The organism is Pseudomonas sp. LBUM1668 (genome assembly GCF_059695715.1).
On record NZ_CP166787.1, the window covers coordinates 4,655,070 to 4,678,981 of the forward strand.

At 59.2% G+C, this 23,912-nt stretch carries 21 protein-coding genes; 12 read left to right on the top strand and 9 right to left on the bottom strand.

The features are described from left to right. Positions 1-33 precede the first annotated feature (33 nt). The 10 genes from ACA061_RS20970 to ACA061_RS21015 all read left to right on the top strand — a co-directional run bounded on the left by ACA061_RS20970 (position 34) and on the right by ACA061_RS21015 (position 14,324). Positions 34-435: an ACT domain-containing protein gene (locus ACA061_RS20970; protein WP_150616205.1), complete on the top strand. Its 402-nt coding sequence runs from the start codon at positions 34-36 to the stop codon at positions 433-435. A gap of 5 nt (positions 436-440) precedes the next feature. Next, entirely contained in the window at positions 441-1,043 is a 603-nt protein-coding gene (locus ACA061_RS20975) for a LysE/ArgO family amino acid transporter (protein ID WP_150601704.1), read from the top strand. Between the two features lie 176 nt (positions 1,044-1,219). Continuing rightward, positions 1,220-1,816, top strand: coding sequence for a superoxide dismutase (locus ACA061_RS20980; protein WP_042560704.1), 597 nt, complete (start codon positions 1,220-1,222; stop codon positions 1,814-1,816). Positions 1,817-2,236: 420 nt separating this feature from the next. Continuing rightward, complete coding sequence (locus ACA061_RS20985) at positions 2,237-4,288, top strand: putative bifunctional diguanylate cyclase/phosphodiesterase (protein WP_150601705.1); 2,052 nt, start codon at positions 2,237-2,239, stop codon at positions 4,286-4,288. A 220-nt stretch (positions 4,289-4,508) separates the two neighbouring features. Next, positions 4,509-5,861, top strand: coding sequence for an imelysin family protein (locus ACA061_RS20990; protein WP_150601706.1), 1,353 nt, complete (start codon positions 4,509-4,511; stop codon positions 5,859-5,861). A gap of 310 nt (positions 5,862-6,171) precedes the next feature. Then, entirely contained in the window at positions 6,172-7,599 is a 1,428-nt protein-coding gene (locus ACA061_RS20995) for a di-heme oxidoreductase family protein (protein WP_497299975.1), read from the top strand. Positions 7,600-7,626: 27 nt separating this feature from the next. Beyond that, positions 7,627-8,691, top strand: coding sequence for an imelysin family protein (locus ACA061_RS21000; protein ID WP_150601708.1), 1,065 nt, complete (start codon positions 7,627-7,629; stop codon positions 8,689-8,691). Between the two features lie 14 nt (positions 8,692-8,705). Next, entirely contained in the window at positions 8,706-9,806 is a 1,101-nt protein-coding gene (locus tag ACA061_RS21005) for a DUF1513 domain-containing protein (protein ID WP_150601709.1), read from the top strand. Positions 9,807-10,132: 326 nt separating this feature from the next. Then, a complete protein-coding gene (locus ACA061_RS21010; protein ID WP_150601710.1) occupies positions 10,133-11,281 on the top strand; it encodes an efflux RND transporter periplasmic adaptor subunit in 1,149 nt (382 codons plus the stop codon). Positions 11,282-11,294: 13 nt separating this feature from the next. Next, positions 11,295-14,324: a multidrug efflux RND transporter permease subunit gene (locus ACA061_RS21015; RefSeq protein ID WP_497299976.1), complete on the top strand. Its 3,030-nt coding sequence runs from the start codon at positions 11,295-11,297 to the stop codon at positions 14,322-14,324. A gap of 228 nt (positions 14,325-14,552) precedes the next feature. Here ACA061_RS21015 and ACA061_RS21020 read toward each other — a convergent pair whose 3' ends face one another. From ACA061_RS21020 to colR, 5 genes are all read right to left on the bottom strand, one after another. After that, positions 14,553-14,780: a hypothetical protein gene (locus ACA061_RS21020; RefSeq protein WP_042560713.1), complete on the bottom strand. Its 228-nt coding sequence runs from the start codon at positions 14,778-14,780 to the stop codon at positions 14,553-14,555. A 2-nt stretch (positions 14,781-14,782) separates the two neighbouring features. Further along, a complete protein-coding gene (locus ACA061_RS21025; protein WP_497299977.1) occupies positions 14,783-15,499 on the bottom strand; it encodes a lipopolysaccharide kinase InaA family protein in 717 nt (238 codons plus the stop codon). 3 nt (positions 15,500-15,502) lie between these two features. Next, positions 15,503-16,171, bottom strand: a complete 669-nt coding sequence (locus tag ACA061_RS21030) for a class I SAM-dependent methyltransferase (RefSeq protein WP_150616211.1) — start codon at positions 16,169-16,171, stop codon at positions 15,503-15,505. 152 nt (positions 16,172-16,323) lie between these two features. Next, positions 16,324-17,607 carry a sensor histidine kinase gene (locus ACA061_RS21035; RefSeq protein ID WP_150616212.1) on the bottom strand — a complete coding sequence of 428 codons (1,284 nt, stop codon included), beginning with the start codon at positions 17,605-17,607 and terminating at the stop codon, positions 16,324-16,326. Beyond that, positions 17,597-18,280, bottom strand: coding sequence for a two-component system response regulator ColR (colR, locus tag ACA061_RS21040; protein ID WP_042560717.1), 684 nt, complete (start codon positions 18,278-18,280; stop codon positions 17,597-17,599). The genes ACA061_RS21035 and colR overlap by 11 nt, the downstream gene beginning before the upstream one ends. A gap of 218 nt (positions 18,281-18,498) precedes the next feature. On the opposite strand from colR, the gene ACA061_RS21045 reads away from it, so the two are divergent. After that, positions 18,499-19,242, top strand: a complete 744-nt coding sequence (locus ACA061_RS21045; RefSeq protein WP_150616213.1) for a phosphatase PAP2 family protein — start codon at positions 18,499-18,501, stop codon at positions 19,240-19,242. A 165-nt stretch (positions 19,243-19,407) separates the two neighbouring features. Here the strand turns inward: ACA061_RS21045 and groL are convergent, their stop codons facing one another. From groL to ACA061_RS21065, 4 genes are all read right to left on the bottom strand, one after another. Beyond that, positions 19,408-21,051 carry a chaperonin GroEL gene (groL, locus tag ACA061_RS21050; protein ID WP_150592796.1) on the bottom strand — a complete coding sequence of 548 codons (1,644 nt, stop codon included), beginning with the start codon at positions 21,049-21,051 and terminating at the stop codon, positions 19,408-19,410. 50 nt (positions 21,052-21,101) lie between these two features. Next, positions 21,102-21,395 (bottom strand): co-chaperone GroES, encoded by a 294-nt coding sequence (locus ACA061_RS21055; RefSeq protein ID WP_007916610.1) that lies wholly within the window; start codon positions 21,393-21,395, stop codon positions 21,102-21,104. Positions 21,396-21,653: 258 nt separating this feature from the next. After that, positions 21,654-22,130 carry an FxsA family protein gene (locus tag ACA061_RS21060; protein ID WP_150601717.1) on the bottom strand — a complete coding sequence of 159 codons (477 nt, stop codon included), beginning with the start codon at positions 22,128-22,130 and terminating at the stop codon, positions 21,654-21,656. 65 nt (positions 22,131-22,195) lie between these two features. After that, the gene (locus tag ACA061_RS21065) at positions 22,196-22,927 is read right to left on the bottom strand and encodes a HugZ family pyridoxamine 5'-phosphate oxidase (protein ID WP_150601718.1); all 732 of its coding nucleotides are present in this window, start codon (positions 22,925-22,927) and stop codon (positions 22,196-22,198) included. Between the two features lie 161 nt (positions 22,928-23,088). Here ACA061_RS21065 and ACA061_RS21070 point away from each other — a divergent pair, with 161 nt between their 5' ends. Further along, the gene (locus ACA061_RS21070) at positions 23,089-23,847 is read left to right on the top strand and encodes an SDR family oxidoreductase (RefSeq protein ID WP_150616215.1); all 759 of its coding nucleotides are present in this window, start codon (positions 23,089-23,091) and stop codon (positions 23,845-23,847) included. Positions 23,848-23,912: the final 65 nt, after the last annotated feature.

A 23,912-nucleotide genomic window follows, 5' to 3' on the forward strand; every position in this document is an offset into this window, starting at 1 on the left:
TAGCCAGCAAGCACTCTTATCAGGACTTCACTCATGGCTGGCGAAACTTCACTCACGACCTTGCTGCGCAGCATGAGTCCGCAACTCAATGCCGGCGAATACGTGTTCTGCACCCTGCGCAACGGCAACTTACCAAGCGGTCTGGAGGTCATTGGCAGCTTCCGCGAACAGGAAGGGCTGACCGTGATTCTCGAACGTGCCCACGCCGAGCAGGCCGGTTTGAGCTTCGACTATGTTGCCGCGTGGATCACTCTCAACGTGCATTCGGCGCTGGAAGCGGTCGGCCTCACCGCCGCGTTCGCCACCGCACTGGGCAAGGCCGGAATCAGCTGCAACGTGATCGCCGGCTACTACCACGACCATCTATTTGTCGGCCAGGCCGACGCCGAGCGCGCCATGCAAGTGCTGCGCGATCTCGCAGCCAACGCGGAGTAATTGTTATGTGGCAGAGCTATGTGAACGGCTTGCTGGTGGCGTTGGGACTGATCATGGCCATCGGCACGCAAAACGCTTTCGTCCTCGCGCAGAGCCTGCGCCGCGAGCATCACCTGCCGGTGGCAGCGCTGTGCGTGGTGTGCGATGCGCTGCTGGTCGCTGCCGGGGTTTTCGGTCTGGCGACGATTCTGGCGCAGAGTCCGACGCTGCTGGCGATCGCCCGTTGGGGCGGCGCGACCTTCCTGATCTGGTACGGCAGCCAGGCACTGCGCCGGGCATTCTCGAAACAAAGTCTGGATCAGGGCGGGAACCAGACCGTGCGTTCGCTGCGGGCGGTGATGCTCAGTGCGCTGGCGGTGACGTTGCTCAACCCGCACGTTTATCTGGATACGGTGTTGCTGATCGGCTCACTTGGTGCTCAGCAATCAGTGCCGGGCGCTTACGTGGTGGGCGCGGCGAGTGCGTCACTGCTGTGGTTTTTCACTTTGGCGCTGGGTGCTGCGTGGCTGGCGCCTTGGCTGGCTCGGCCAAGCACATGGCGGATTCTCGATCTGGTCGTGGCGTTGATGATGTTCGCCGTGGCGGGTCAATTAATTATCGCTGGCTGATTTATTCCAAAAGGCTCTGGAACCTCTATTCCACACAGTTGTTGCGTGGTTAAGCCGCAACCCCGGTGCTATGATCCGAACCCTGCGCCGCAAAGAGTAAAAACTCGTCGGTGCATTTCTGGCCGCCCGTGATCGGCCTTGCGCTCACCGCAACAGACCTGATTAGGAGAATCATCATGGCTTTCGAATTGCCGCCGCTGCCTTACGCACACGATGCCCTGCAGCCGCACATTTCCAAGGAAACCCTGGAATTTCACCACGACAAGCACCACAACACCTACGTCGTGAACCTGAACAACCTGGTGCCAGGCACCGAGTTCGAAGGCAAGACCCTGGAAGAGATCGTCAAGACTTCCTCGGGCGGCATCTTCAACAACGCCGCTCAGGTCTGGAACCACACTTTCTACTGGAACTGCCTGGCGCCAAACGCCGGCGGTCAACCAACCGGCGCGCTGGCTGAAGCCATCAACGCTGCGTTCGGTTCGTTCGACAAGTTCAAGGAAGAGTTCAGCAAAACCTCCATCGGCACCTTCGGTTCCGGCTGGGGCTGGCTGGTGAAAAAGGCTGACGGTTCCCTGGCCCTGGCCAGCACCATCGGCGCCGGCAACCCGCTGACCAGCGGCGACACCCCGCTGCTGACCTGCGACGTCTGGGAACACGCTTACTACATCGACTACCGCAACGTTCGTCCGAAGTATGTCGAAGCGTTCTGGAACCTGGTCAACTGGAAGTTTGTTGCCGAGCAGTTCGAAGGCAAAACCTTTACTGCTTAAGCTGCGCGCCAGATAAAAAACCCGGCCATGGCCGGGTTTTTTTATGCCTTTGATTTATGTAGGAGCTGCCGAAGGCTGAGATCTTTGATCATGGTTTATAGAATCAACATCAAAAGATCGCAGCCTTCGGCAGCTCCTACAGGGGATAGCGTTTTTCTCACGGTGAATGCTGGTCAGCGCTGCTTGCTGCCGCGCCACAGCGGGCTAACATCCAACAGAGGAAAATTTGCCCCGCATCGCTCAAGTTGAGGGCTAAAACTACCGACACAGTACAAATAGGGCTAATACTCCAGATGGCAGCATTCTGGCCAAGCCCACAGGCAAATTATCCTGTGCCCGATTGTCCCTTTGACTGCCAACACGGGATTGCCAATACTCATGGCAAACTGACGCTACCCGCACGGAACAAGGAATAACCCTTTGAAGCTGGAACTCAAGAACAGCTTGTCGGTGAAGTTGCTCCGGGTCGTGCTCCTGTCGGCATTGATCGTTGGCGTAGTCTTGAGCTGCGCGCAGATTGTGTTCGACGCCTATAAAACCCGTCAGGCCGTGGCCGGCGATGCCGAACGCATCCTCGATATGTTCCGCGACCCCTCCACTCAGGCCGTCTATAGCCTGGATCGGGAGATGGGCATGCAGGTGATCGAAGGCCTGTTCCAGGACGACGCCGTGCGTCAGGCCTCTATCGGCCATCCCAATGAAGCCATGCTCGCGCAAAAATCCCGCGAGTTGCAGCATTCCAGCAGCCGCTGGCTGACCGACCTGATTCTGGGCAAGGAGCGCACCTTCACCACCCAACTGGTGGGACGCGGGCCGTACAGTGAATATTATGGCGACCTGAGCATCACCCTCGACACCGCCACCTATGGCGAAGGTTTTATCGTCAGTTCGGTCATCATCTTTATCTCCGGCGTTTTGCGTGCGCTGGCCATGGGCCTGGTGCTGTATCTGGTTTATCACTGGCTGCTGACCAAACCGCTGTCACGGATCATCGAGCACCTTACCGAGATCAATCCGGACCGTCCCAGCGAGCACAAGATCCCGCAGCTCAAGGGCCACGAGAAAAACGAACTGGGCATCTGGATCAACACCGCCAACCAGTTGCTCGAATCGATTGAACGCAATACGCATCTGCGTCACGAAGCGGAAAACAGTCTGCTGCGCATGGCCCAGTACGATTTCCTCACCGGTCTGCCGAACCGCCAGCAGTTGCAGCAGCAACTGGACAAGATTCTGGTCGACGCCGGCAAACTGCAACGCCGGGTCGCGGTGTTATGCGTGGGGCTGGACGATTTCAAAGGCATCAACGAGCAGTTCAGCTACCAGACCGGCGACCAATTGTTGCTGGCGCTGGCCGATCGACTGCGTGCCCACAGCGGCCGCCTCGGCGCCCTCGCCCGTTTGGGCGGCGATCAGTTCGCCCTGGTGCAAGCCGATATTGAACAGCCTTACGAAGCCGCGGAACTGGCGCAAAGCATTCTCGATGACCTGGAAGCAGCGTTTGCCCTTGATCATCAGGAAATCCGCCTGCGCGCGACTATCGGCATCACCCTGTTCCCGGAAGATGGCGACAGCACCGAGAAGCTCTTGCAGAAAGCCGAGCAGACCATGACGCTGGCCAAGACTCGCTCGCGCAATCGTTATCAGTTCTACATCGCCAGCGTCGACAGCGAGATGCGCCGCCGGCGTGAACTGGAAAAAGACCTGCGCGATGCGTTGCTGCGTGACCAGTTCTACCTCGTCTATCAGCCGCAGATCAGCTATCGCGATCACCGCGTGGTCGGTGTCGAGGCGCTGATTCGCTGGCAGCATCCGGAGCACGGTCTGGTGCCGCCGGACCTGTTCATCCCGCTGGCCGAACAGAACGGCACGATCATCGCCATCGGTGAATGGGTACTCGATCAGGCCTGCAAGCAATTGCGCGAATGGCACGATCAAGGCTTCGCCGATCTGCGCATGGCGGTCAATCTGTCCACCGTGCAATTGCACCACGCCGAGCTGCCACGGGTGGTCAACAACTTGATGCAGATGTACCGCCTGCCGCCACGCAGCCTGGAACTGGAAGTGACCGAAACCGGCCTGATGGAAGACATCAGCACCGCTGCCCAGCACTTGCTGAGCCTGCGTCGCTCGGGTGCGTTGATCGCCATCGACGACTTCGGCACCGGCTATTCATCGCTGAGTTATCTGAAAAGCCTGCCGCTGGACAAGATCAAGATCGACAAGAGCTTCGTGCAGGATCTGCTCGATGACGACGACGATGCGACCATCGTTCGCGCGATCATCCAACTGGGCAAAAGCCTCGGCATGCAGGTGATCGCCGAGGGCGTTGAAACCGCCGAGCAGGAAAGCTACATCATCTCCGAAGGCTGCCACGAAGGTCAGGGCTATCACTACAGCAAACCGCTGCCGGCACGCGAGCTGAGCGTTTATCTGAAGCAGGCGCAGCGCAGCAACGCGGCAATCCTCTAGAAGATCAAAAGATCGCAGCCTCGTTTCACTCGACAGCTCCTACATTTGAAATGCGTTCTCCTGTAGGAGCTGCCGCAGGCAGCGATCTTTTGATCTTGATGCGCGAATAAGAAATATTTCCAAGCACGACCCTTTACACATAATGCGAAAGATTTGCATTATGTCGCAGTTTTGCGCCCCCAGCGCGAGTCCACTCAACTACCGAAGCAGGATGTTCGCCATGATTCGTATGCCTCTGGCTACCGCCAGTTTGCTGGCCATCGCTATTTCTCTCGCCGGTTGCGGCGAAGGCAAAGACAAAGACAAAGCCTCTGAAATGACGCCGGCTTCCAGCAGCGCTGCTCCAGCCCCTGCCGCTGCGCCTGCTCCTGCTGCCGGTAAAGTTGACGATGCCGCCGCCAAGGCTGTGGTCGCGCACTACGCCGACATGGTCTTCGCCGTTTACAGCGATGCCGAATCCACCGCGAAAACCCTGCAAACCGCCGTCGACGCCTTCCTGGCCAAGCCGAATGCCGACACCCTGAAAGCCGCCAAGGCTGCCTGGGTCGCTGCTCGCGTGCCGTACCTGCAGAGCGAAGTGTTCCGCTTCGGCAACACCATCATCGACGATTGGGAAGGTCAGGTTAACGCCTGGCCGCTGGACGAGGGTCTGATCGACTACGTCGACAAATCCTACGAGCACGCACTGGGTAACCCGGGTGCCGCGGCCAACATCATCGCCAACACCGAAGTACAGGTCGGCGAAGACAAGGTCGACGTCAAAGACATCACCCCGGAAAAACTCGCCAGCCTGAATGAACTGGGCGGTTCCGAGGCCAACGTCGCCACCGGCTACCACGCCATTGAATTCCTGCTGTGGGGCCAGGACCTCAACGGTACCGGCCCTGGCGCTGGCAACCGTCCTGCTTCCGACTACCTGGAAGGCGCCGGTGCTACTGGCGGTCACAACGATCGTCGCCGCGCTTACCTGAAGTCCGTGACCCAATTGCTGGTCAGCGACCTGGAAGAAATGGTCGGTAACTGGAAGCCAAACGTGGCTGACAACTACCGCGCCACCCTGGAAGCCGAGTCGGGCGAAACCGGTCTGCGCAAAATGCTCTTCGGCATGGGCAGCCTGTCCCTGGGCGAACTGGCGGGCGAGCGCATGAAGGTTTCTCTGGAAGCCAACTCCCCGGAAGACGAACAGGACTGCTTCAGCGACAACACGCACTACTCGCACTTCTACGATGCCAAAGGCATTCGTAATGTTTACCTGGGCGAGTACACCCGTGTTGACGGCACCAAGATGACCGGCGCCAGCCTGTCGTCGCTGGTGGCCAAGGCCGATCCGGCTGCCGACACCGCACTGAAAGCCGATCTGGCCGCGACCGAAGCCAAGATCCAGGTCATGGTTGATCACGCCAACAAGGGTGAGCACTACGACCAGTTGATCGCTGCCGGCAACACCGCTGGCAACCAGATCGTCCGTGACGCCATCGCATCCCTGGTCAAGCAGACCGGTTCGATCGAAGCCGCTGCCGGCAAACTGGGCATCAGCGACCTGAACCCGGACAGCGCTGATCACGAGTTCTGATCAACAATGTCTGACTGAAAAAGGCGACCTTCGGGTCGCCTTTTTCATGCCTGCAAAAGCGCCCCCACATGTAGGAGCTGCCGCAGGCTGCGATCTTTTGATCTTGTTGTTTTAAAGCAAAATCAAAAGATCGCAGCCTGCGGCAGCTCCTACAGGTTGGTTGGTGCTCCCAAGAGCCGAGCACTCCTACAAGGTTTTGCATTGGCCCAGGGATCTGCCCCACATCAAGCAAACGATAATTCCTCTTATTCAAACTCCCTCGCCCTGTTAGACTTTGCGCCTTTGTTTTCGCCCGTCCGCAGGATGTCTGATGCCCTCGCTGCTTCTTCGCTTGTCCGCACTGTTTCTGGCCTTGGGCCTGAGTGCCTGCGATGACGCCCCGCGTTTCACCAAGGCTGAGCCCGATGAAGCACGCTCGGGCGGTGCGGCGACCGTGCGCAAGAGCGATCAGAACGCATTCTCCCTGCCCTCGGCCAATCTGCCGCCGTCGCGGCGGGTGGATTTCAGCGTCGGCAACAGTTTCTTTCGCAGCCCTTGGGTGACAGCGCCGTCGACCACCACCGCGCGCGACGGCCTCGGCCCGCTGTTCAACACCAACGCCTGCCAGAACTGCCACATCAAGGACGGTCGCGGTCATCCGCCACTGCCAGACGCGGCCAACTCGGTGTCGATGCTGGTGCGCCTGTCGATCCCCGATGCGCCGCAATACGCCAAAGTCATCGAGCAGCTCGGCGTAGTGCCGGAGCCGGTGTACGGCGGACAGTTCCAGGACATGGCCGTGCCGGGTGTTACGCCGGAAGGCAAGGTGCGCGTCGAGTACACGCCGGTTCCCGTGCGCTTCAAGGACGGCACCGAAGTCGAACTGCGCAAACCGGCGCTGCAGATCACTCAGCTCGGCTACGGCCCGATGCACCCGGACACGCGTTTCTCGGCGCGTGTCGCCCCGCCGATGATCGGCCTCGGCCTGCTCGAAGCGATCCCCGAAGATGCGATCCTCGCCAACGCTGCCGCGCAGGCCAAAGACAAAAACGGCATCAATGGCCGACCGAACCGCGTTTGGGACGACGAACTGCAAAAAACCGTCATCGGTCGATTTGGCTGGAAAGCCGGGCAACCCAACCTCAATCAACAGAATGTTCACGCGTTTTCAGGTGATATGGGCCTCACCACCAGCCTGAGACCGTTCGATGACTGTACCGACGCGCAAACCGCCTGCAGACAGGCGCCGAACGGCAATGGCCCGAATGGCGAGCCGGAGGTCAGCGATAACATCCTGCGACTGGTGCTGTTTTACAGCCGCAACCTGGCCGTGCCAGCGCGCCGAGGCATCAACGACGAACAAGTGCTGGCCGGCAAAAACCTGTTTTTCCAGGCCGGTTGCCAGTCGTGTCACACACCGAAATACACCACCGCCGCCAACGCCGCCGAACCTGAGCTGGCCAGTCAAGTGATTCGCCCGTACAGCGATCTGCTGCTGCATGACATGGGCGACGGTCTGGCCGACAACCGCACCGAATTCCAGGCCTCCGGCCGCGACTGGCGCACGCCGCCGTTGTGGGGGATCGGCCTGACGCAAGCGGTCAGTGGCCACACCCAGTTTCTGCATGATGGTCGTGCCCGCAATTTGCTCGAAGCGGTGCTCTGGCACGGCGGCGAAGCGCAAGCTGCGCAACAACAGGTTTTAGCTTTCAATGCCGAGCAGCGTGCCGCGCTGCTGGCGTTTTTGAACTCACTTTAAATACAGATAAAGATCCGGGAGCCCGACATGTTCCGTCCCAAGCTGTTGTTCACCAGCCTTGCCGCCATCGCCCTCGGCGCCTGCTCGCCGCAGGATCCGCAAGCCGTTACCTCGGCAGCCATCGCCAAATCGGTGATCCTGCCGACCTACACGCGCTGGGCCGAGGCCGACAAGCAACTGGCCGTCAGCGCCCTCGCCTACTGCCAGGGCAAAGAGACGCTGGAAACCGCCCGCGCCGACTTCCTGCACGCGCAGAAAGCCTGGGCCGAGCTGCAACCGCTGCTGATCGGGCCACTGGCCGAGGGCAACCGTTCGTGGCAGGTGCAGTTCTGGCCCGACAAGAAAAACCTCGTCGGCCGTCAGGTCGAGCAACTGGTCGTCGCGCAACCGCAGATCGACGCCGCCGCACTGGCCAAATCGAGCGTGGTGGTGCAAGGCCTGTCGGCTTACGAATACATCCTGTTCGACGCCAAGCCAGACGTCGCCAACGCTGAGCAGAAAGCCAAATACTGCCCGCTGCTGATCGCCATCGGCGAACGCCAGAAGCAATTGGCCGAAGAGATTCTGCAAGGCTGGAACAACACCGACGGCATGCTCGCGCAGATGAGCAAGTTCCCCAACCAGCGCTACGCTGACTCCCACGAAGCGATCGCCGATCTGCTGCGTGTGCAGGTCACCGCGCTCGACACCCTGAAGAAAAAACTCGGCACGCCGATGGGCCGTCAGAGCAAAGGTGTGCCGCAGCCATTCCAGGCCGATGCGTGGCGCAGCCAGTCGTCAATGACCGCGCTGCAAGCCAGCCTCGCCGCCGCCAAAACCGTTTGGGAAGGCGTCGACAACAAAGGCCTGCGCGGTCTGTTGCCGGCTGAGCAAAAGCCACTGGCGGACAAGATCGATGCTGCCTATGCCGCGTCGCTGAAACTGTTCGACAGCACCCAGCGTTCGCTCGGCGAAATGCTTGAAGACGACGCCGGTCGGCAACAACTCAACGACATCTACGACAGCCTCAACGTCGTCCATCGCCTGCACGAAGGCGAACTGGCCAAGGCGCTGGGTATTCAACTGGGCTTCAACGCCAACGACGGTGACTGATGAGGGCAAGTGCCATGCTGCGACGCCAGGCTCTGACTTTAGGTAGTTTGCTGCTGGGAGCAGTGACGCTGGGCGGCTGGACGCTGTTCAAACGCAAGGATCAGAGCCCGCTGCTGCTGTCGGCTCGCGACGATACCGACGGCAAGCACTACGCCGTCGGCTATCGGCTGGATGGCACGCGCGTGTTCGCCACCGAGGTGGGTCAGCGCTGCCACGACATCATCAATCATCCGACGCTTGCGATTGCGCTGTTCGTCGCCCGTCGGCCGGGCACTGAAAGCTATCTGATCGACCTGCGTGACGGCACATTGCTGCAGACTGTGACGTCGCAGCCAAACCGGCATTTCTACGGCCACGCCGTGGTGCATAAGGACGGCGAATACCTGTACGCCACCGAAAACGACACCACCGATCCGGGTCGTGGCTTGCTCGGGGTGTACAAGTTCGAAGGTGAGCGGCTGGTGCACAGCGGCGAGATTTCCACCCATGGTCTCGGCCCGCACCAGGTGTCGTGGATGCCGGATGGCGAAACGCTGGTAGTGGCCAACGGCGGGATTCGGACCGAGGCAGAAAGCCGCGTCGACATGAACCTCAGCGCCATGGAACCGAGCCTGGTCCTGATGCAACGCGACGGCACCCTGCTGAGCAAGGAAACCCTCGCCCAGCAGATGAACAGCGTGCGCCACCTGGGGATTGCCAGCGATGGCACCATCGTCGCCGGTCAGCAATTCATGGGCGCGTCGCATGAGCGTTCTGAGCTGCTGGCGATCAAGCGTCCGGGTCAGCCGTTCGTGGCGTTCCCGGTGCCTGAGCATCAATTGCAGTCGATGGGGCATTACACGGCCAGCGTTGCGGTACACAGCGATTTGCGTCTGGTCGCACTGACAGCGCCGCGTGGTAATCGATTCTTTATCTGGGATCTGGACAGCGGCGAAGTGCGCCTTGATGCGCCATTGCCTGATTGCGCAGGTGTGGGTGCGGTGAAGGACGGCTTTGTCGTGACCTCGGGTCAGGGGCGTTGCCGCTACTACGATTGCCGTCAGGCTGAACTGCTGGCCAAGCCGCTGGAATTACCGGCAGGGCTCTGGGATAACCATCTTCATCTGATGGCTTGAGTTCCGACTTCTGGCCTGATAACACTTCTTTTGGGGATGACTCAAAACCTGTGGTGAGGGGATTTATCCCCGACCGGCTGCGAAGCAGTCGTAAAACTGTTACACGCGGTTCAACAGATGAACCGCGTGTAATGGTTTTGGGGCGGCTTCGCCACCCATCGGGGATAAATCCCCTCGCCACAGGGGTTGTGTTCAGACTTATTCACTTCACTTCACCTCTCCTCTCCTCTCTCCTCCCCCCTGTAAAAACTGCCAGTTGGAATCCCCCCTGAACTCGGAGTAATGTTCCCGCCTGTCTCACCTGATTTATCCAAGGAACTGGAAATATGCTGCGTCGCCGCATGCTGATCATGTTGGGTGTTGTTTTGCTGATCGTCCTGGTGTTGGGCGGGTACAAAGCCTTTTCGATTTACACCATGGTTCAAGGCTTCTCCAAGCCGAAACCGCCGATCAGCGTCGCCGTGGCCACTGCCAGCGAGCGTCCGTGGCAGATGCGTTTGCCCACCGTCGGCAGCCTCAAGGCCCTGCAAGGCGTCGACCTGAGCCTGGAATCCTCCGGCACCGTCACCGAGCTCAAATTCGAATCAGGGCAGAAGGTCAAGGCCGGGCAACCGCTGCTGCAACTCGACAGCGCCGTTGAAGCCGCTCTGCTGGAGACCGCCAAAGCCGACCTGGGCCTGGCGCAACTGGACTTCGGCCGTGGCAGCCAACTGATCGACAGTCGCGCCATTTCCAAAGGTGAATACGACCGACTCTCGGCGGTTCTGCAAAAGGAGCGGGCCACGGTCAACCAGCTCAACGCAGCGCTGGCGAAAAAACGCATCCTCGCACCGTTCAGCGGCACCATCGGCATCCGTCAGGTCGACATCGGCGACTACCTCGCCAGCGGCACCAAAATTGCCACTCTGCAGGATCTGAGCAGCCTCTACGCCGACTTCTATGTGCCCGAGCAATCGGTGCCGAAACTGGCCCTCGGCCAACCGGTGAATATCTCGGCCGCCGCGTACCCCGGGCAGATTTTTACGGGGAAGATCAGCGCGATCAACCCGCTCGTCGAAAGCACCACGCGTAACGTGCTGGTACGCGCCACCCTGGCCAACCCCGACGGCAAATTGTTGCCGGGCATGTTCGCCAGCCTCGAAGTGCTGCTGCCTGATCCGCAGAAACACATCGTGGTGCCGGAGAGCGCGATCACCTACACCCTCTACGGCAACTCGATCTACGTGGTCGGGCAGAAGAAAGCCGAAGACGGCAGCCTCGAAAAAGACGACAAGGGCCAACCAGTGCTGATCGCCGAGCGACGCTTCATCGAAACCGGTGAGCGTCGCGATGGGCTGGTGATGATCAACAAGGGCGTGCAGAGCGGCGAACAAGTGGTGACGGCAGGCCAGATCAAACTGGACAACGGCGCACACATTGCCATCAGCGACGACAAGACCCTCGGCGAGCAGAACAGTCCGCCCCGCGCCGACTGATCAAGGAATCCCCATGGCTTTTACCGACCCGTTCATCCGCCGCCCGGTGCTCGCCACCGTGGTCAGCCTGCTGATTGTGCTGCTGGGCTTCCAGGCCTGGAGCAAGCTGCCGCTGCGCCAGTACCCGCAAATGGAAAACGCCCTGATCACGGTGACCACCGCCTACCCCGGGGCCAATGCCGAAACCATTCAGGGTTACATCACCCAGCCGATGCAGCAGAGCCTGGCCAGCGCCGAGGGCATCGACTACATGACCTCGGTCAGTCGGCAGAACTTCTCGACGATTTCGATCTACGCGCGCATCGGCTCCAATACCGACCGCCTGTTCACCGAGTTACTGGCCAAGGCCAACGAAGTCAAAAACCAACTGCCGCAAGACGCCGAAGACCCGGTGCTGAGCAAGGAATCCGCCGACGCCTCGGCGCTGATGTACATCAGTTTTTTCAGCAAAGACCTGAGCAACCCGCAGATCACCGACTACCTGTCACGGGTGATCCAGCCAAAACTGGCAACCCTGCCGGGCATGGCCGAAGCGCAGATCCTCGGCAATCAGGTGTTCGCCATGCGCCTGTGGCTTGATCCGGTGAAGCTTGCCGGCTTCGGCCTCAGCGCCAGCGACGTGACCAACGCCGTGCGCCAGTACAACTTCCTCTCCGCCGCCGGCGAAGTGAAAGGCCAGTACGTGGTCACCAGCATCAATGCCAACACTGAATTGAAGTCCGCCGAAGCCTTCGCGGCGATTCCGCTCAAGGTCAGTGGTGACAGCCGCGTGCTGCTCAGCGATGTCGCGCGGGTCGAAATGGGTGCGGAAAACTACGACTCGATCAGTTCGTTCGGTGGTACGCCCTCGGTGTATATCGGCATCAAGGCCACGCCGGGAGCCAACCCGCTGGATGTGATCAAGGAAGTGCGCAAGATCATGCCGGAGCTGGAGGCGCAGTTGCCGCCGAACCTCAAAAGCGAGATCGCCTACGACGCCACGCTGTTCATTCAGGCCTCCATCGACGAAGTGGTGAAAACCCTGTTCGAGGCGGTGCTGATTGTCATCGTCGTGGTGTTCCTGTTCCTCGGCGCACTGCGTTCGGTGGTAATCCCGGTGGTGACCATTCCGCTGTCGATGATCGGCGTGATGTTCTTCATGCAGATGATGGGCTACTCGATCAACCTGCTGACCCTGTTGGCGATGGTGCTGGCCATCGGCTTGGTGGTCGACGATGCGATTGTCGTGGTGGAGAACATCCACCGGCATATCGAGGAAGGAAAAACCCCGTTTGATGCAGCGCTTGAGGGCGCGCGTGAAATCGCCATGCCGGTGGTGTCGATGACCATCACCCTGGCGGCGGTTTATGCGCCAATCGGTTTCCTCACCGGGCTGACCGGGGCGCTGTTCAAGGAGTTCGCGCTAACCCTGGCCGGCGCCGTGGTGATTTCCGGCGTCGTCGCCCTGACCCTGTCACCGATGATGTGTGCCTTTTTGCTGCGCCACGAGGAAAACCCCACAGGCCTGGCGCATCGGCTCGATCGCGTCTTCGACAGCCTCAAGCGCCGCTACCAGAGCACGCTGCACGGCACGTTGAACACACGCCCGGTGGTGCTGGTGTTCGCCTTGATTGTGCTGTGCCTGATCCCGGTGTTCCTCAAGTTCACCAAATCGGAACTGGCGCCGGACGAAGACCAGGGCATCATTTTCATGATGGCCACCGCCCCGCAGCCAACCAACCTCGATTACCTGAGCACCTACACCGACGAATTCATCAAGATCTTCAAGGAGTTTCCGGAGTACTACTCCTCGTTCCAGATCAACGGCTACAACGGCGTACAGGCGGGCATTGGCGGGTTCCTGCTCAAGCCTTGGAACGAGCGCAGCCGCACCCAGATGGAGATCCTGCCCGAGGTGCAAGGCAAACTGCAGAACATTCCGGGCTTGCAGATTTTCGGCTTCAACCTGCCCTCCCTGCCCGGCACAGGTGAAGGCTTGCCATTCGAGTTTGTGATCAACACGGCCAACGACTACGAACTGCTGCTGCAAGTGGCCGACCGGATCAAGAAACGCGCCATGGAGTCAGGCAAGTTTGCCTTCGTCGACCTCGATCTGGCATTCGACAAACCGGAAGTGGTGGTCGACATCGACCGCGCCAAAGCGGCGCAGATGGGCGTGTCGATGCAGGATCTGGGCGGCACTCTGGCGACGTTGCTCGGGGAGGCGGAAATCAACCGCTTCACCATCGAAGGGCGCAGCTACAAGGTCATCGCCCAGGTCGAACGCCCCTTCCGTGACAACCCGGACTGGCTGAACAACTACTACGTGAAAAATACCCAGGGCGAGTTGCTGCCACTGTCGACGCTGATCAAGGTCAGCGACCGCGCGCGACCGCGTCAACTCAACCAGTTCCAACAGCTCAACGCGGCGAAAATCTCTGGTTTCCCGCTGGTGAGCATGGGCGAAGCGATCGACACCGTTTTGCAGATCGCCCGGGAAGAGGCGCCGGCCGGATTCGCGTTCGACTATGGCGGCGCATCCAGGCAATTCGTGCAGGAAGGCAGTGCCTTGTGGGTGACGTTCGCGCTAGCACTGGCGATCATTTTCCTGGTACTGGCGGCGCAGTTCGAAAGTTTCCGTGATCCCTTGGTGATTCTGGTGACGGTGCCGCTGTCGATCTGCGGTGCGCTGATCCCGCTGTTCCTCGGCTGGTCGAGCATGAACATCTATACCCAGGTCGGCTTGGTGACGTTGATCGGGCTGATCAGCAAGCACGGCATCCTGATCGTCGAGTTCGCCAACCAGTTACGCAAGGACAAGGGCCTGTCGGCGCGTGAAGCGGTCGAAGAGGCTGCAGCGATTCGGCTACGCCCGGTATTGATGACCACGGCAGCGATGGTATTCGGCATGGTCCCGCTGATTCTGGCGACCGGCGCGGGGGCCGTCAGCCGGTTTGATATCGGCATGGTGATCGCGACGGGGATGTCGATCGGGACGTTGTTTACGCTGTTTGTGCTGCCATGCATCTACACATTGCTGGCGAAACCCGATACCAAACCTTGAGCCTGACTCTGACTCGGACCTGACTCTGACCCTGACTCTAACTCGGACCTGACCCTGACCCTGACCCTGACCCTGACCCTGTAGGAGCTGCCGAAGGCTGCGATCTTTTGATCTTGTTTTTAGAATCAAGATCAAAAGATCGCAGCCTTCGGCAGCTCCTACAGGGGGATTTGCATCCAAAAAAAAGGCCTCGCATCTGCGAGGCCTTTTATTTTGGCTTCAATCGGTTCAACTCTGTGGCCTCATGCCTTGAGTAAGTCCGAACATGAACAACAACAAATCATGATCGGGTTGAGTTGCCACGGAGGCTTTCGCCACCCGTGGTACTGCACAATGCGCATCCGTCGTGGATGCGCCGAGGACCTGCATGCGCGGCTGCTCCCAGGCAGCCACCGCCAGTGAAGCAACTGCCAAGGCTCCTACCAAAAACAAACCTCGTGCAATTTCGAGTTTCATCGCTATAAACCTTTGATAGCGCTGCCAAACGCCGTCTCGTAAAAGTAGACGAGTTTCTTCCAGTCGGCATCGCGGAACGACGAATGGCGACGCAATTGCTTCATGTCGTGGGAGGCGGCGCGATAAGCGGTCAGACGCTGGCGGCATTTCTCCAGATCGATCAACGCCACCTCAACGGTGGCCGACTCGCCTTCGCCCGTCACCCGTACAAAAACGTGTTTGATGTAGATGCAGCTGTGCTGCCAGCGGCCCTTGTGCATACGCGCCAGGTTTTCGGCCAGATCCTTGAGCACACGCTCATAGACCGCGTCGCCGCACTGATCGCGACCACCGGCAGACGCCAGCCAGTGTTCCAGTTCCTGGAAACCGTCCAGAGACTTGGTCACCAGCAGAGCACGCCACTTGTGCTGCGGATCAGGCTGGGCACCACAGAAAACGATTTGCGGTACGCGCACGCCAAGCTTGCTGACACCGGTCAGGGCATCCAGCTCGCGCAATACGGTCGGACGTCCGAACGGATGCAGCCAACTGCGATAAATGTGACCGGTCTGGCGCTTGGCATACAGCAACTGGCCATCGCGACTGACAATGCGTTGTACACCACTTTCGCCGCCACGGCGCACATTGGGTTCTTCGACCCACTCACCGCGCTGACTCCAGTAGTAGTCGAAGCTATCCTGGGGAGTCACTTGCGCTTCTGCTGCCATTTGCACTGCCATCCTTTACCTCTTGCGTAATACGTAAACTCGCCACATCGCATAGAGCGGAATAAAGTCGAGTTGTTCCTGAATACGGAAACCCGCCGTTTCAAATTCTTTTTCGACCGTAGCCGCCGGAATCAAAAAGCGATTCTGGTAGTCACGGTTGGGACGATCCTTCTCCGCACGCTTGCGTTTCCATGCCTTGAAATTGCCGTCGACCCACAGCGAAACAATCACGCTGTCACGGGTTACGCGCTCGAACTCGCGCAAAATCGCCAGACGGTGCTCGGCTTCTCCGACGTGATGGAGCAAGCGCATGCAGAAAATGCTGTCGACGGCGTTATCTGGCAGAGCAATATCGAAAGCTGAGGTGTGCAAAGGTTGCACCCGTTTCACCACATCTGCCGGTTGTCCTTCCAATGCGGTCTTGATCATCGATTCGGAGTTGTCCGCTCCGATGATCACCCGATTGGGCTTTTCCGCCAGCAACGGCCAGAAGCGTCCGGCACCGCAAGGCAAATCCAGCACAAGGCCAGGTTCGCCGGCCAGGGTCAGAGCCTTACGCGCCAACTGCTCGTCGCGTAGATGGGAAAGACGACGTCCGAGGCTTTCTTTATGTTTGCGCAGATATTTCTTAGCGTGTTGATCGTCGTACTTTTCGGAAAAATCGAGCTTGATCGGGCCGGTCATCACCAGGACTCCTGAATTACTGATGGCACCACCTTAAGGAGCGGTGTGTCAGCGTCAGGTCATCCAAATGTGAAAAAAATGTCAGGTAAACCGACAAATTATTACAACGTTATACAGGATTTAGACAGGTTGGCGGGAGTAGCCTGAAGCCACTATTTGCGTCCGAAATGGCCAAGATCTACCTCAAAGCGGCAGCCATTGGGTTCCATCGTGCTCAGGCTGACAGTCCAGCCCTGGTTTTCGCAGATGCGTTGTACCAATGACAAACCCAGCCCCAGCCCCTCCCCGCGCTTCTCGCTGCCCCGCACGAAAGGCTCGAACATGGCCTCGCGTTTTTCTTCAGGGATGCCGACGCCGGAGTCTTCGACGACAAATCCGTTGGCGGTGAGCGTCAGGCGGATGAAACCCTGCTCCGTGTAATGCAATGCGTTGCGCAGCAAGTTACCCATCACGGCGTTCAGCAGGGTTGCGTTATAGCGGGTATCCGCAGGGTTACCGGGTTCGAGGGTGAGGGTCAGTCCCTTGCGCTCGATCGGCTCGCGCCACAGGCACACCAGACTTTCTGCCACTTGCGTCAGGTTTTGCTGCGGTGCCGCCCCGGCTTCTTCATTTTGTGCGCGGGCGAGCATCAGGAAGGTCTGCACCAACTCGCGCATTTCCTCGCTGGCGCGGGCAATGCGCTCGACCTGGGAACGGCCGCGCTGGTCGATTCCCGGGTTTTCCAACAGCAGTTCGCAGGAGCTCGCCAGCACCATCAACGGCGTGCGCAACTCGTGGCTGACGTCACTGGTAAACAGTCGTTCGCGGGTCAGAGCCTGGCGCAAACGCCCCAGCGTGGCATCGAACGCCACCGCCAGTTCACCGACCTCATCGGCCGCGTAGTCCGGCGCCAGCGGCGGCGCCAAACCCAGCAATTGATCGCGATGCCGAACCTGGCGTGCGAGGCGCACCACTGGTGCCATTACCTTGCGCGCGAGCACCCAGCCGAGGAATACCGCCAGCGCCAGGCTGAGCACGAAGCCCACCAGCACCACGGCAAACAGCACACGCTCACGTTCTTCGAAATCGCTTTGATCCTGCAGCAGCACATACCGCCGGCCATCCACAACTTCGACCATGGCGTGGTACGACAGTTGCTCGCGGAAGACTTCGTGGAAACCTGCATCCAGATGACGCAGATCCTTGGGCAAGTCGAAGTCGCCGGGGCCACCACTGAAATAGAACAGCTGGTCCGGCTCCGGGCGATGGCTCCAGTCAGAGACATTGTCCATCAGCAACAGGCGCTGCAGATCGCCGCCCAGCCCCGCCGAAATCAGTTTTTCCTCGACCAGATGCACCGTCGCGACAATGCCCATGGCGAAAGCGCCGGCAACCAGTGCGCTCATCAGCGCAAAGGCGATGATGATCCGTTGGGAAAGGCTTTGCTTAAACTCCATCACGCCCCTCGGCCAAGCGATAACCGACGCCGTGCACGGTGTGCAGCAAAGGTTTGGCAAACGGTTTGTCGATCACCTGACGCAATTGGTGAACGTGGCTGCGCAGGCTGTCGCTGTCCGGGCAGTCATCGCCCCACAGCGCTTCCTCGAGAATTTCCCGTCGCAGTACGTGCGGGCTCTTCTGCATCAATACCGCCAGCAGTTTGAGGCCGACCGGGTTGAGCTTGAGCAGCTTGCCTTCGCGGGTCACTTCCAGAGTGTCGAGGTCGTAGCTCAGATCGGCGACCTGCAAGGCACGCCGGCCGCCGCCCTGCGCCCGACGCATGACCGCTTCGATCCGCGCCGCAAGTTCAGACAATGCGAAGGGCTTGATCAGGTAATCGTCGGCGCCGGACTTGAAGCCCTGTAAACGGTCGTCCAGTTGATCGCGGGCGGTGAGCATGATTACCGGGGTATCACGGCGGGCATCCTCGCGCAGGCGTTTGCACAGGGTGTAGCCGTCGATACCGGGCAGCATGATATCGAGCACGATCAGGTCGTAATGCTCGGTGGCCGCCAGATGCAGGCCCGACAGACCGTCCTGGGCGCAATCGACGGTATAGCCTTTGAGCCCCAGGTAATCGGCCAGATTGGCCAGGATGTCGCGGTTGTCTTCGACCAATAAAATTCGCATGAGCACCTCTTGCGTACACAGTTACGGCCATCACGGCTCGCGCAGCTTACGGCCAAGTGTGGCTCAGGGCTAGGCGTGTGTCGGGATGTTTATCGATAAACCGGTTGTTTGTGCCGGCCAACGTTTTTTTCACTTTCGGTTAACAAATCACCTACGCACGCGGGCGCAGACTTCGCGCGATTACGCCCCTCAAAATACTTGCCGACCAAGGAATTGCCATGGTGTCGACCTCTGCCCGTCCCGTTTCAAGGCCTCTGAATTTCTGGCTGTGCCTGGGCATTCCTGCCTTGGCTGCACTGGTGCTGGTGCTGCTCGAACTGACCGATCTGGACATGGATCTGGCCAGGCTATTCTACGATCCGGTCGCGGGCGACTTCATCGGCCGGCACAGCTACTTCCTCGAAGACATCCTGCACGATCGCGCCAAGCAGGTAGTGATCGCATTTTCGGTGTTCGCCATTTTCGGCTTCATCGGCGCGTTCTTCATCGACAGGCTCAAGCCGTTCAAGCGCGAGTTGGGCTGTCTGGTGCTGTCCCTTGGGCTGGCGACTTCGTTCGTGACGCCGGTCAAAGCAGTGACCGCTGTGCAATGCCCCTGGAGCCTGGAGCAGTTCGGCGGCCATGAAACCTACAGCAAATTGATGGATCATCGTCCGCCGACCGATAAACCCGGGCGTTGCTGGCCGGGCGGTCATGCGGCGACGGGGTTCACCCTGTTTGCGTTGTTCTTCGTGTTGCGTGATCGGCGTCCGCGTCTGGCGCGACAGGCGTTTATCTTTGCCTTTGCGCTGGGCTCGGTGTTCTCTATCAGCCGGATGATGCAGGGCGCGCACTTCTTTTCGCACAACGTGTGGACGGCGATTTTCTGCTGGCTGATTTGTCTGGGATCGTATTACTGGGTGCTGTATCGCCCGGCGGTGAAGACTGAATCGGTGATCAACACACAACCTGTCAGCGTCTGAACAAAGATCAAAAGATCGCAGCCTTCGGCAGCTCCTACAGGGTAAGGAATCACGTGTAGGAGCTGCCGAAGGCTGCGATCTTTTGACGTTGATCTTTTAGAAGGCAATAAAAAACCCCGCTGACTTTCGCCAGCGGGGTTTTTGCGTTACAGGGGTAAGGCTGGCTTACATCATGCCGCCCATGCCACCCATGCCGCCCATGTCTGGCATACCGCCGCCAGCCGGAGCGTCTACTTTTTTGTCAGCGATTGCAGCTTCGGTGGTCAGGATCAGGCCACCGATGGAAGCTGCTGCCTGCAATGCCGAACGAGTCACCTTGGTAGGATCCAGGATGCCCATTTCGATCATGTCGCCGTACACGCCAGTTGCAGCGTTGTAACCGTAGTTACCTTTGCCGTTCTTGACTTCGTTGACCACGACGCTTGGCTCGTCGCCGGAGTTGGCAGCGATCTGGCGCAGCGGCGCTTCAACAGCACGACGCAGTACAGCGATACCAACGTTCTGGTCAGCGTTGTCGCCGGTCAGGTTGCTCAGGGCTTCCAGAGCGCGGATCAGCGCAACGCCACCGCCAGGTACCACGCCTTCTTCAACGGCTGCGCGGGTTGCGTGCAGGGCGTCTTCAACGCGGGCTTTCTTCTCTTTCATTTCAACTTCGGAACCAGCGCCAACCTTGATTACTGCAACGCCGCCGGACAGCTTGGCCAGACGCTCTTGCAGTTTTTCACGGTCGTAGTCCGAGGAAGTTTCGGCAACCTGAGCACGGATCTGAGCGATACGCGCTTCGATGTCGCCTGCTACGCCAGCACCGTCAACGATGATGGTGTTTTCCTTGGAAATGGTCACACGCTTGGCGCTACCGAGGTTTTCCAGGGTGGCGCTTTCCAGGCTCAGGCCGATCTCTTCGGAGATAACGGTACCGCCGGTCAGAACAGCGATGTCCTGCAGCATGGCCTTGCGACGGTCGCCGAAGCCTGGAGCCTTGACGGCTGCAACCTTGACGATGCCACGCATGTTGTTCACAACCAGAGTCGCCAGGGCTTCGCCTTCAACGTCTTCGGAAACGATCAGCAGTGGACGGCCGGCTTTGGCAACGGCTTCCAGCACTGGCAGCATTTCGCGGATGTTCGAGATCTTTTTGTCGACCAGCAGAACCAGCGGGCTCTCCAGTTCGGCAACCATGGTCTCAGGCTTGTTGACGAAGTACGGGGACAGGTAGCCACGGTCGAACTGCATGCCTTCTACAACCGACAGTTCGTTTTCCAGGCCAGTGCCTTCTTCAACGGTGATCACGCCTTCCTTACCGACTTTTTCCATGGCTTCGGCAATGATTTCGCCGATGGAGCTGTCGGAGTTGGCCGAGATGGTGCCGACCTGAGCGATGGCCTTGGTGTCAGCGCATGGCTTGGACAGGTTTTTCAGCTCAGCAACAACGGCGATGGTCGCCTTGTCGATGCCGCGCTTGAGGTCCATCGGGTTCATGCCGGCAGCGACGGCTTTGTAGCCTTCGTTGACGATGGCCTGAGCCAGCACGGTAGCGGTGGTGGTGCCGTCGCCTGCGTCATCGTTGGCACGGGAGGCAACGTCTTTGACCAGCTGCGCGCCCATGTTTTCGAAACGGTCTTCGAGTTCGATTTCTTTGGCGACGGAAACGCCGTCCTTGGTGATGGTCGGAGCGCCGAAGCTCTTCTCGATGATCACGTTACGGCCTTTCGGGCCCAGGGTCGCTTTTACGGCGTCTGCCAGGACGTTGACGCCCTTGAGCATTTTCTTACGGGCGGAATCGCCAAACAGAACTTCTTTAGCAGCCATGATCGATATTCCTTAAATACTTTGTAGTAGCGGGAAAATGGACGGGGTAATCAGCCTTCGATAACGGCGAGAATTTCGTTCTCGCTCATTACCAACAGGTCTTCGCCGTCGACTTTCACAGTGTTGCTGCCGGAGTAAGGACCGAACACAACCTTGTCGCCTTCCTTAACGGACAGTGCGCGCACTTCGCCGTTTTCCAGAGCTTTGCCCGGGCCTACAGCGAGAATCACACCGTGGTTGGCTTTTTCAGCAGCCGAACCTGGCAGGACGATACCGCCAGCGGTTTTCTTTTCTTCTTCGCTGCGACGGATTACGACGCGGTCATGCAGAGGACGAAGCTTCATTGTCGATCTCTCCTAATTGTGGTTTTCATCGGCCGGTGTAGTCCCGGCGGGTTTAACAAATCCGGCCTTCGCCGGGTGCGCCTCGTCGAGCGAGACGCGGAAGTCTGACTGGCGCAAATGCCAGAAACCTTGCGGTGACCGTTACATAAGGGCGCATAAGCTTATTACAAGGGCGAACGGAGAAAATTTTTCATCGCAGCGCCCGGATGCAGCCCACATAAAAACCCGGCACCCGAGGGTGCCGTGTCGATCCAGGTGTCACTTGGTGTCGCGGTGTTCGAACTCGCCTTCGATCACGTTGGGCTCACGGCCCAGCGTCTCGCGTGGGGCAGGCCCGCCGCGTGGTTGCAGATCGTCAGCGAACGCACGCTGGCGCATCGCCTGTTCTTCGGCGCGCTGGCGCATTTTATTGGCCAGCAGTCGACGGGTGAATGGCAGCAGCATCACCAGACCGACCACGTCGCTGATGAAGCCTGGCAGGATCAACAGGCCACCGGCCAGTGCCAGCATCAGACCTTCAAGCATGGTTTGCGCTGGCAGTTCGCCGCGGTTCAGGCTTTCACGGGCACGCAGTGCCGTGGCCAGACCGGCGACGCGCAGCACGAATACCCCGAACATCGAGCCGAGAATGATCAATAGCAGGGCCGGGAAAAACCCGATAGCCCCTGCCACTTTGACGAATACGAACAGCTCCAGCACCGGAAACAGCAGAAAGAGCAACAAAAAAGGGCGCATCTAACTTTCCTCTACGCAAGAAATGCCTTGCAGTAAGCCTTAGATGACGTCGCCCTTTCGTGAATTCAAGCGTCGGCCACTGCATTTTTTGGCCAATGCTCGGCGTGAGCCAGAGAAACCAAGGCTTCGCGCACTTGTATCGGCGTATGACATGGAGCTTGAAACGGCAACCAGTACAGCGCCTGACCGATGCGCAGATGCATGCCTTCGGTGTCGATCCCGGCCAGTTGCGCCGGCACGGTTTTCGGCAGCCCGGCCAGATCGACGTAGTGCGCGATGGCTTTGGCGTGGTCGCTGTTCATGTGTTCGACCATGCTGATTTCGGCTTTGCCGGCGAACGGGTTGGCCAAGGTCAGTTGATCGACCCAGTGAATTGCACCGAAACCACCGATGTAGCGATGGCGCACCGGATTCAAAACCCAGAAATCGAAATCGTGGGCCTTGTGGTAGTTTTGCGAATCGGGGAAGTAGCGGTAATAACGCTCGGCCGCCGCGTCAATGCTGGCGGTGTCTTCGAGCTTTTGCGCCTCGGCCAGATAGGTCAGGCGACCAACGGCTTGCACATCATCTGCCTCGCGCTCACCCACGAGCATCGAGCATTTCGGGTCTTTTTGCAGATTGTGCGTGTGCTGGGCGATGCGGCTGATCAGGATCAACGGCCGGCCCTGCTCGTCCAGGCAATACGGCACGACGGAGCCAAAAGGAAAACCGGGCATGGATTTAGAGTGGGTCGAGAGCACTCCACGGTATTCCTTGAGAAGCAATTCTCGGGCATTCTTCGCCACTTCAACGCTCAATTTATGACTCCTTAAATAGAATCCGTCGAAAAAACGGACAGGTGCGCGGGATAAGTTCCGCTCACCATCGGGCAATTCTCATGTGCAGCCAGGCCACATCGGGCGCAGATCGAGAGGCTCTCTAAGGGAAATCCACTCTGACCTGCTATCGGGGCATGCGAATGCAACTCAACGACAAAGTAATCATTATCACTGGCGGTTGCCAGGGTTTGGGCCGTTCGATGGCCGAGTATTTCGCCGACAAAGGCGCGAAGCTGGCGCTGGTCGATCTGAACCAGGAAAAGCTCGACGACGCAGTCGCCGCCTGCAAAGCCAAAGGCGTCGAGGCCCGCAGCTATTTGTGCAACGTCGCCAATGAAGAACAGGTGGAGCACATGGTCGCGCAGGTCGCCGCAGATTTCGGCGCGATCCACGGTTTGATCAACAACGCCGGGATCCTGCGTGATGGCCTGCTACTGAAGGTCAAGGACGGCGAGATGACCAAGATGAGCCTGGCCCAGTGGCAGGCGGTGATCGACGTCAACCTGACTGGCGTATTCCTCTGCACGCGCGAAGTCGCGGCGAAAATGGTCGAGCTCAAGACCAGCGGCGCAATCATCAACATCTCGTCGATCTCGCGCGCAGGCAACGTTGGCCAGACCAACTATTCCGCAGCCAAGGCCGGTGTGGCGGCGGCGACCGTGACCTGGGCCAAGGAGCTGGCGCGTTATGGCATTCGCGTGGCGGGCATTGCGCCGGGCTTCATCGAGACCGAGATGACCCTGGGCATGAAGCCGGAAGCGCTGGAGAAGATGACCGCCGGGATTCCGCTCAAGCGTATGGGCAAACCGCAAGAGATCGCCCATTCGGCGGCGTACATCTTCGAGAACGACTATTACACCGGTCGGATTCTGGAGATGGATGGCGGGTTGCGGATCTAGAACAAGATCAAAAGATCGCAGCCTCCGGCAGCTCCTACACAATGTTTTTCTGTAGGAGCTGCCGA

Excerpts from the sequence above, each read along its gene's own strand:
- ACA061_RS20980 (WP_042560704.1), top strand. The coding sequence starts at position 1,220 with ATGGCTTTCGAATTGCCGCCGCTGCCTTACGCACACGATGCCCTGCAG.
- ACA061_RS21045 (WP_150616213.1), top strand. The coding sequence starts at position 18,499 with ATGGTGTCGACCTCTGCCCGTCCCGTTTCAAGGCCTCTGAATTTCTGG.
- ACA061_RS21025 (WP_497299977.1), bottom strand. The coding sequence starts at position 15,499 with ATGGCAGTGCAAATGGCAGCAGAAGCGCAAGTGACTCCCCAGGATAGC.
- ACA061_RS21005 (WP_150601709.1), top strand. The coding sequence starts at position 8,706 with ATGCTGCGACGCCAGGCTCTGACTTTAGGTAGTTTGCTGCTGGGAGCA.
- ACA061_RS21055 (WP_007916610.1), bottom strand. The coding sequence starts at position 21,395 with ATGAAGCTTCGTCCTCTGCATGACCGCGTCGTAATCCGTCGCAGCGAA.
- ACA061_RS20970 (WP_150616205.1), top strand. The coding sequence starts at position 34 with ATGGCTGGCGAAACTTCACTCACGACCTTGCTGCGCAGCATGAGTCCG.
- ACA061_RS21020 (WP_042560713.1), bottom strand. The coding sequence starts at position 14,780 with ATGAAACTCGAAATTGCACGAGGTTTGTTTTTGGTAGGAGCCTTGGCA.
- ACA061_RS20975 (WP_150601704.1), top strand. The coding sequence starts at position 441 with ATGTGGCAGAGCTATGTGAACGGCTTGCTGGTGGCGTTGGGACTGATC.
- colR (WP_042560717.1), bottom strand. The coding sequence starts at position 18,280 with ATGCGAATTTTATTGGTCGAAGACAACCGCGACATCCTGGCCAATCTG.
- ACA061_RS21060 (WP_150601717.1), bottom strand. The coding sequence starts at position 22,130 with ATGCGCCCTTTTTTGTTGCTCTTTCTGCTGTTTCCGGTGCTGGAGCTG.
- ACA061_RS21030 (WP_150616211.1), bottom strand. The coding sequence starts at position 16,171 with ATGACCGGCCCGATCAAGCTCGATTTTTCCGAAAAGTACGACGATCAA.
- ACA061_RS21000 (WP_150601708.1), top strand. The coding sequence starts at position 7,627 with ATGTTCCGTCCCAAGCTGTTGTTCACCAGCCTTGCCGCCATCGCCCTC.
- groL (WP_150592796.1), bottom strand. The coding sequence starts at position 21,051 with ATGGCTGCTAAAGAAGTTCTGTTTGGCGATTCCGCCCGTAAGAAAATG.
- ACA061_RS21010 (WP_150601710.1), top strand. The coding sequence starts at position 10,133 with ATGCTGCGTCGCCGCATGCTGATCATGTTGGGTGTTGTTTTGCTGATC.
- ACA061_RS21070 (WP_150616215.1), top strand. The coding sequence starts at position 23,089 with ATGCAACTCAACGACAAAGTAATCATTATCACTGGCGGTTGCCAGGGT.
- ACA061_RS21015 (WP_497299976.1), top strand. The coding sequence starts at position 11,295 with ATGGCTTTTACCGACCCGTTCATCCGCCGCCCGGTGCTCGCCACCGTG.
- ACA061_RS21035 (WP_150616212.1), bottom strand. The coding sequence starts at position 17,607 with ATGGAGTTTAAGCAAAGCCTTTCCCAACGGATCATCATCGCCTTTGCG.
- ACA061_RS20995 (WP_497299975.1), top strand. The coding sequence starts at position 6,172 with ATGCCCTCGCTGCTTCTTCGCTTGTCCGCACTGTTTCTGGCCTTGGGC.
- ACA061_RS20990 (WP_150601706.1), top strand. The coding sequence starts at position 4,509 with ATGATTCGTATGCCTCTGGCTACCGCCAGTTTGCTGGCCATCGCTATT.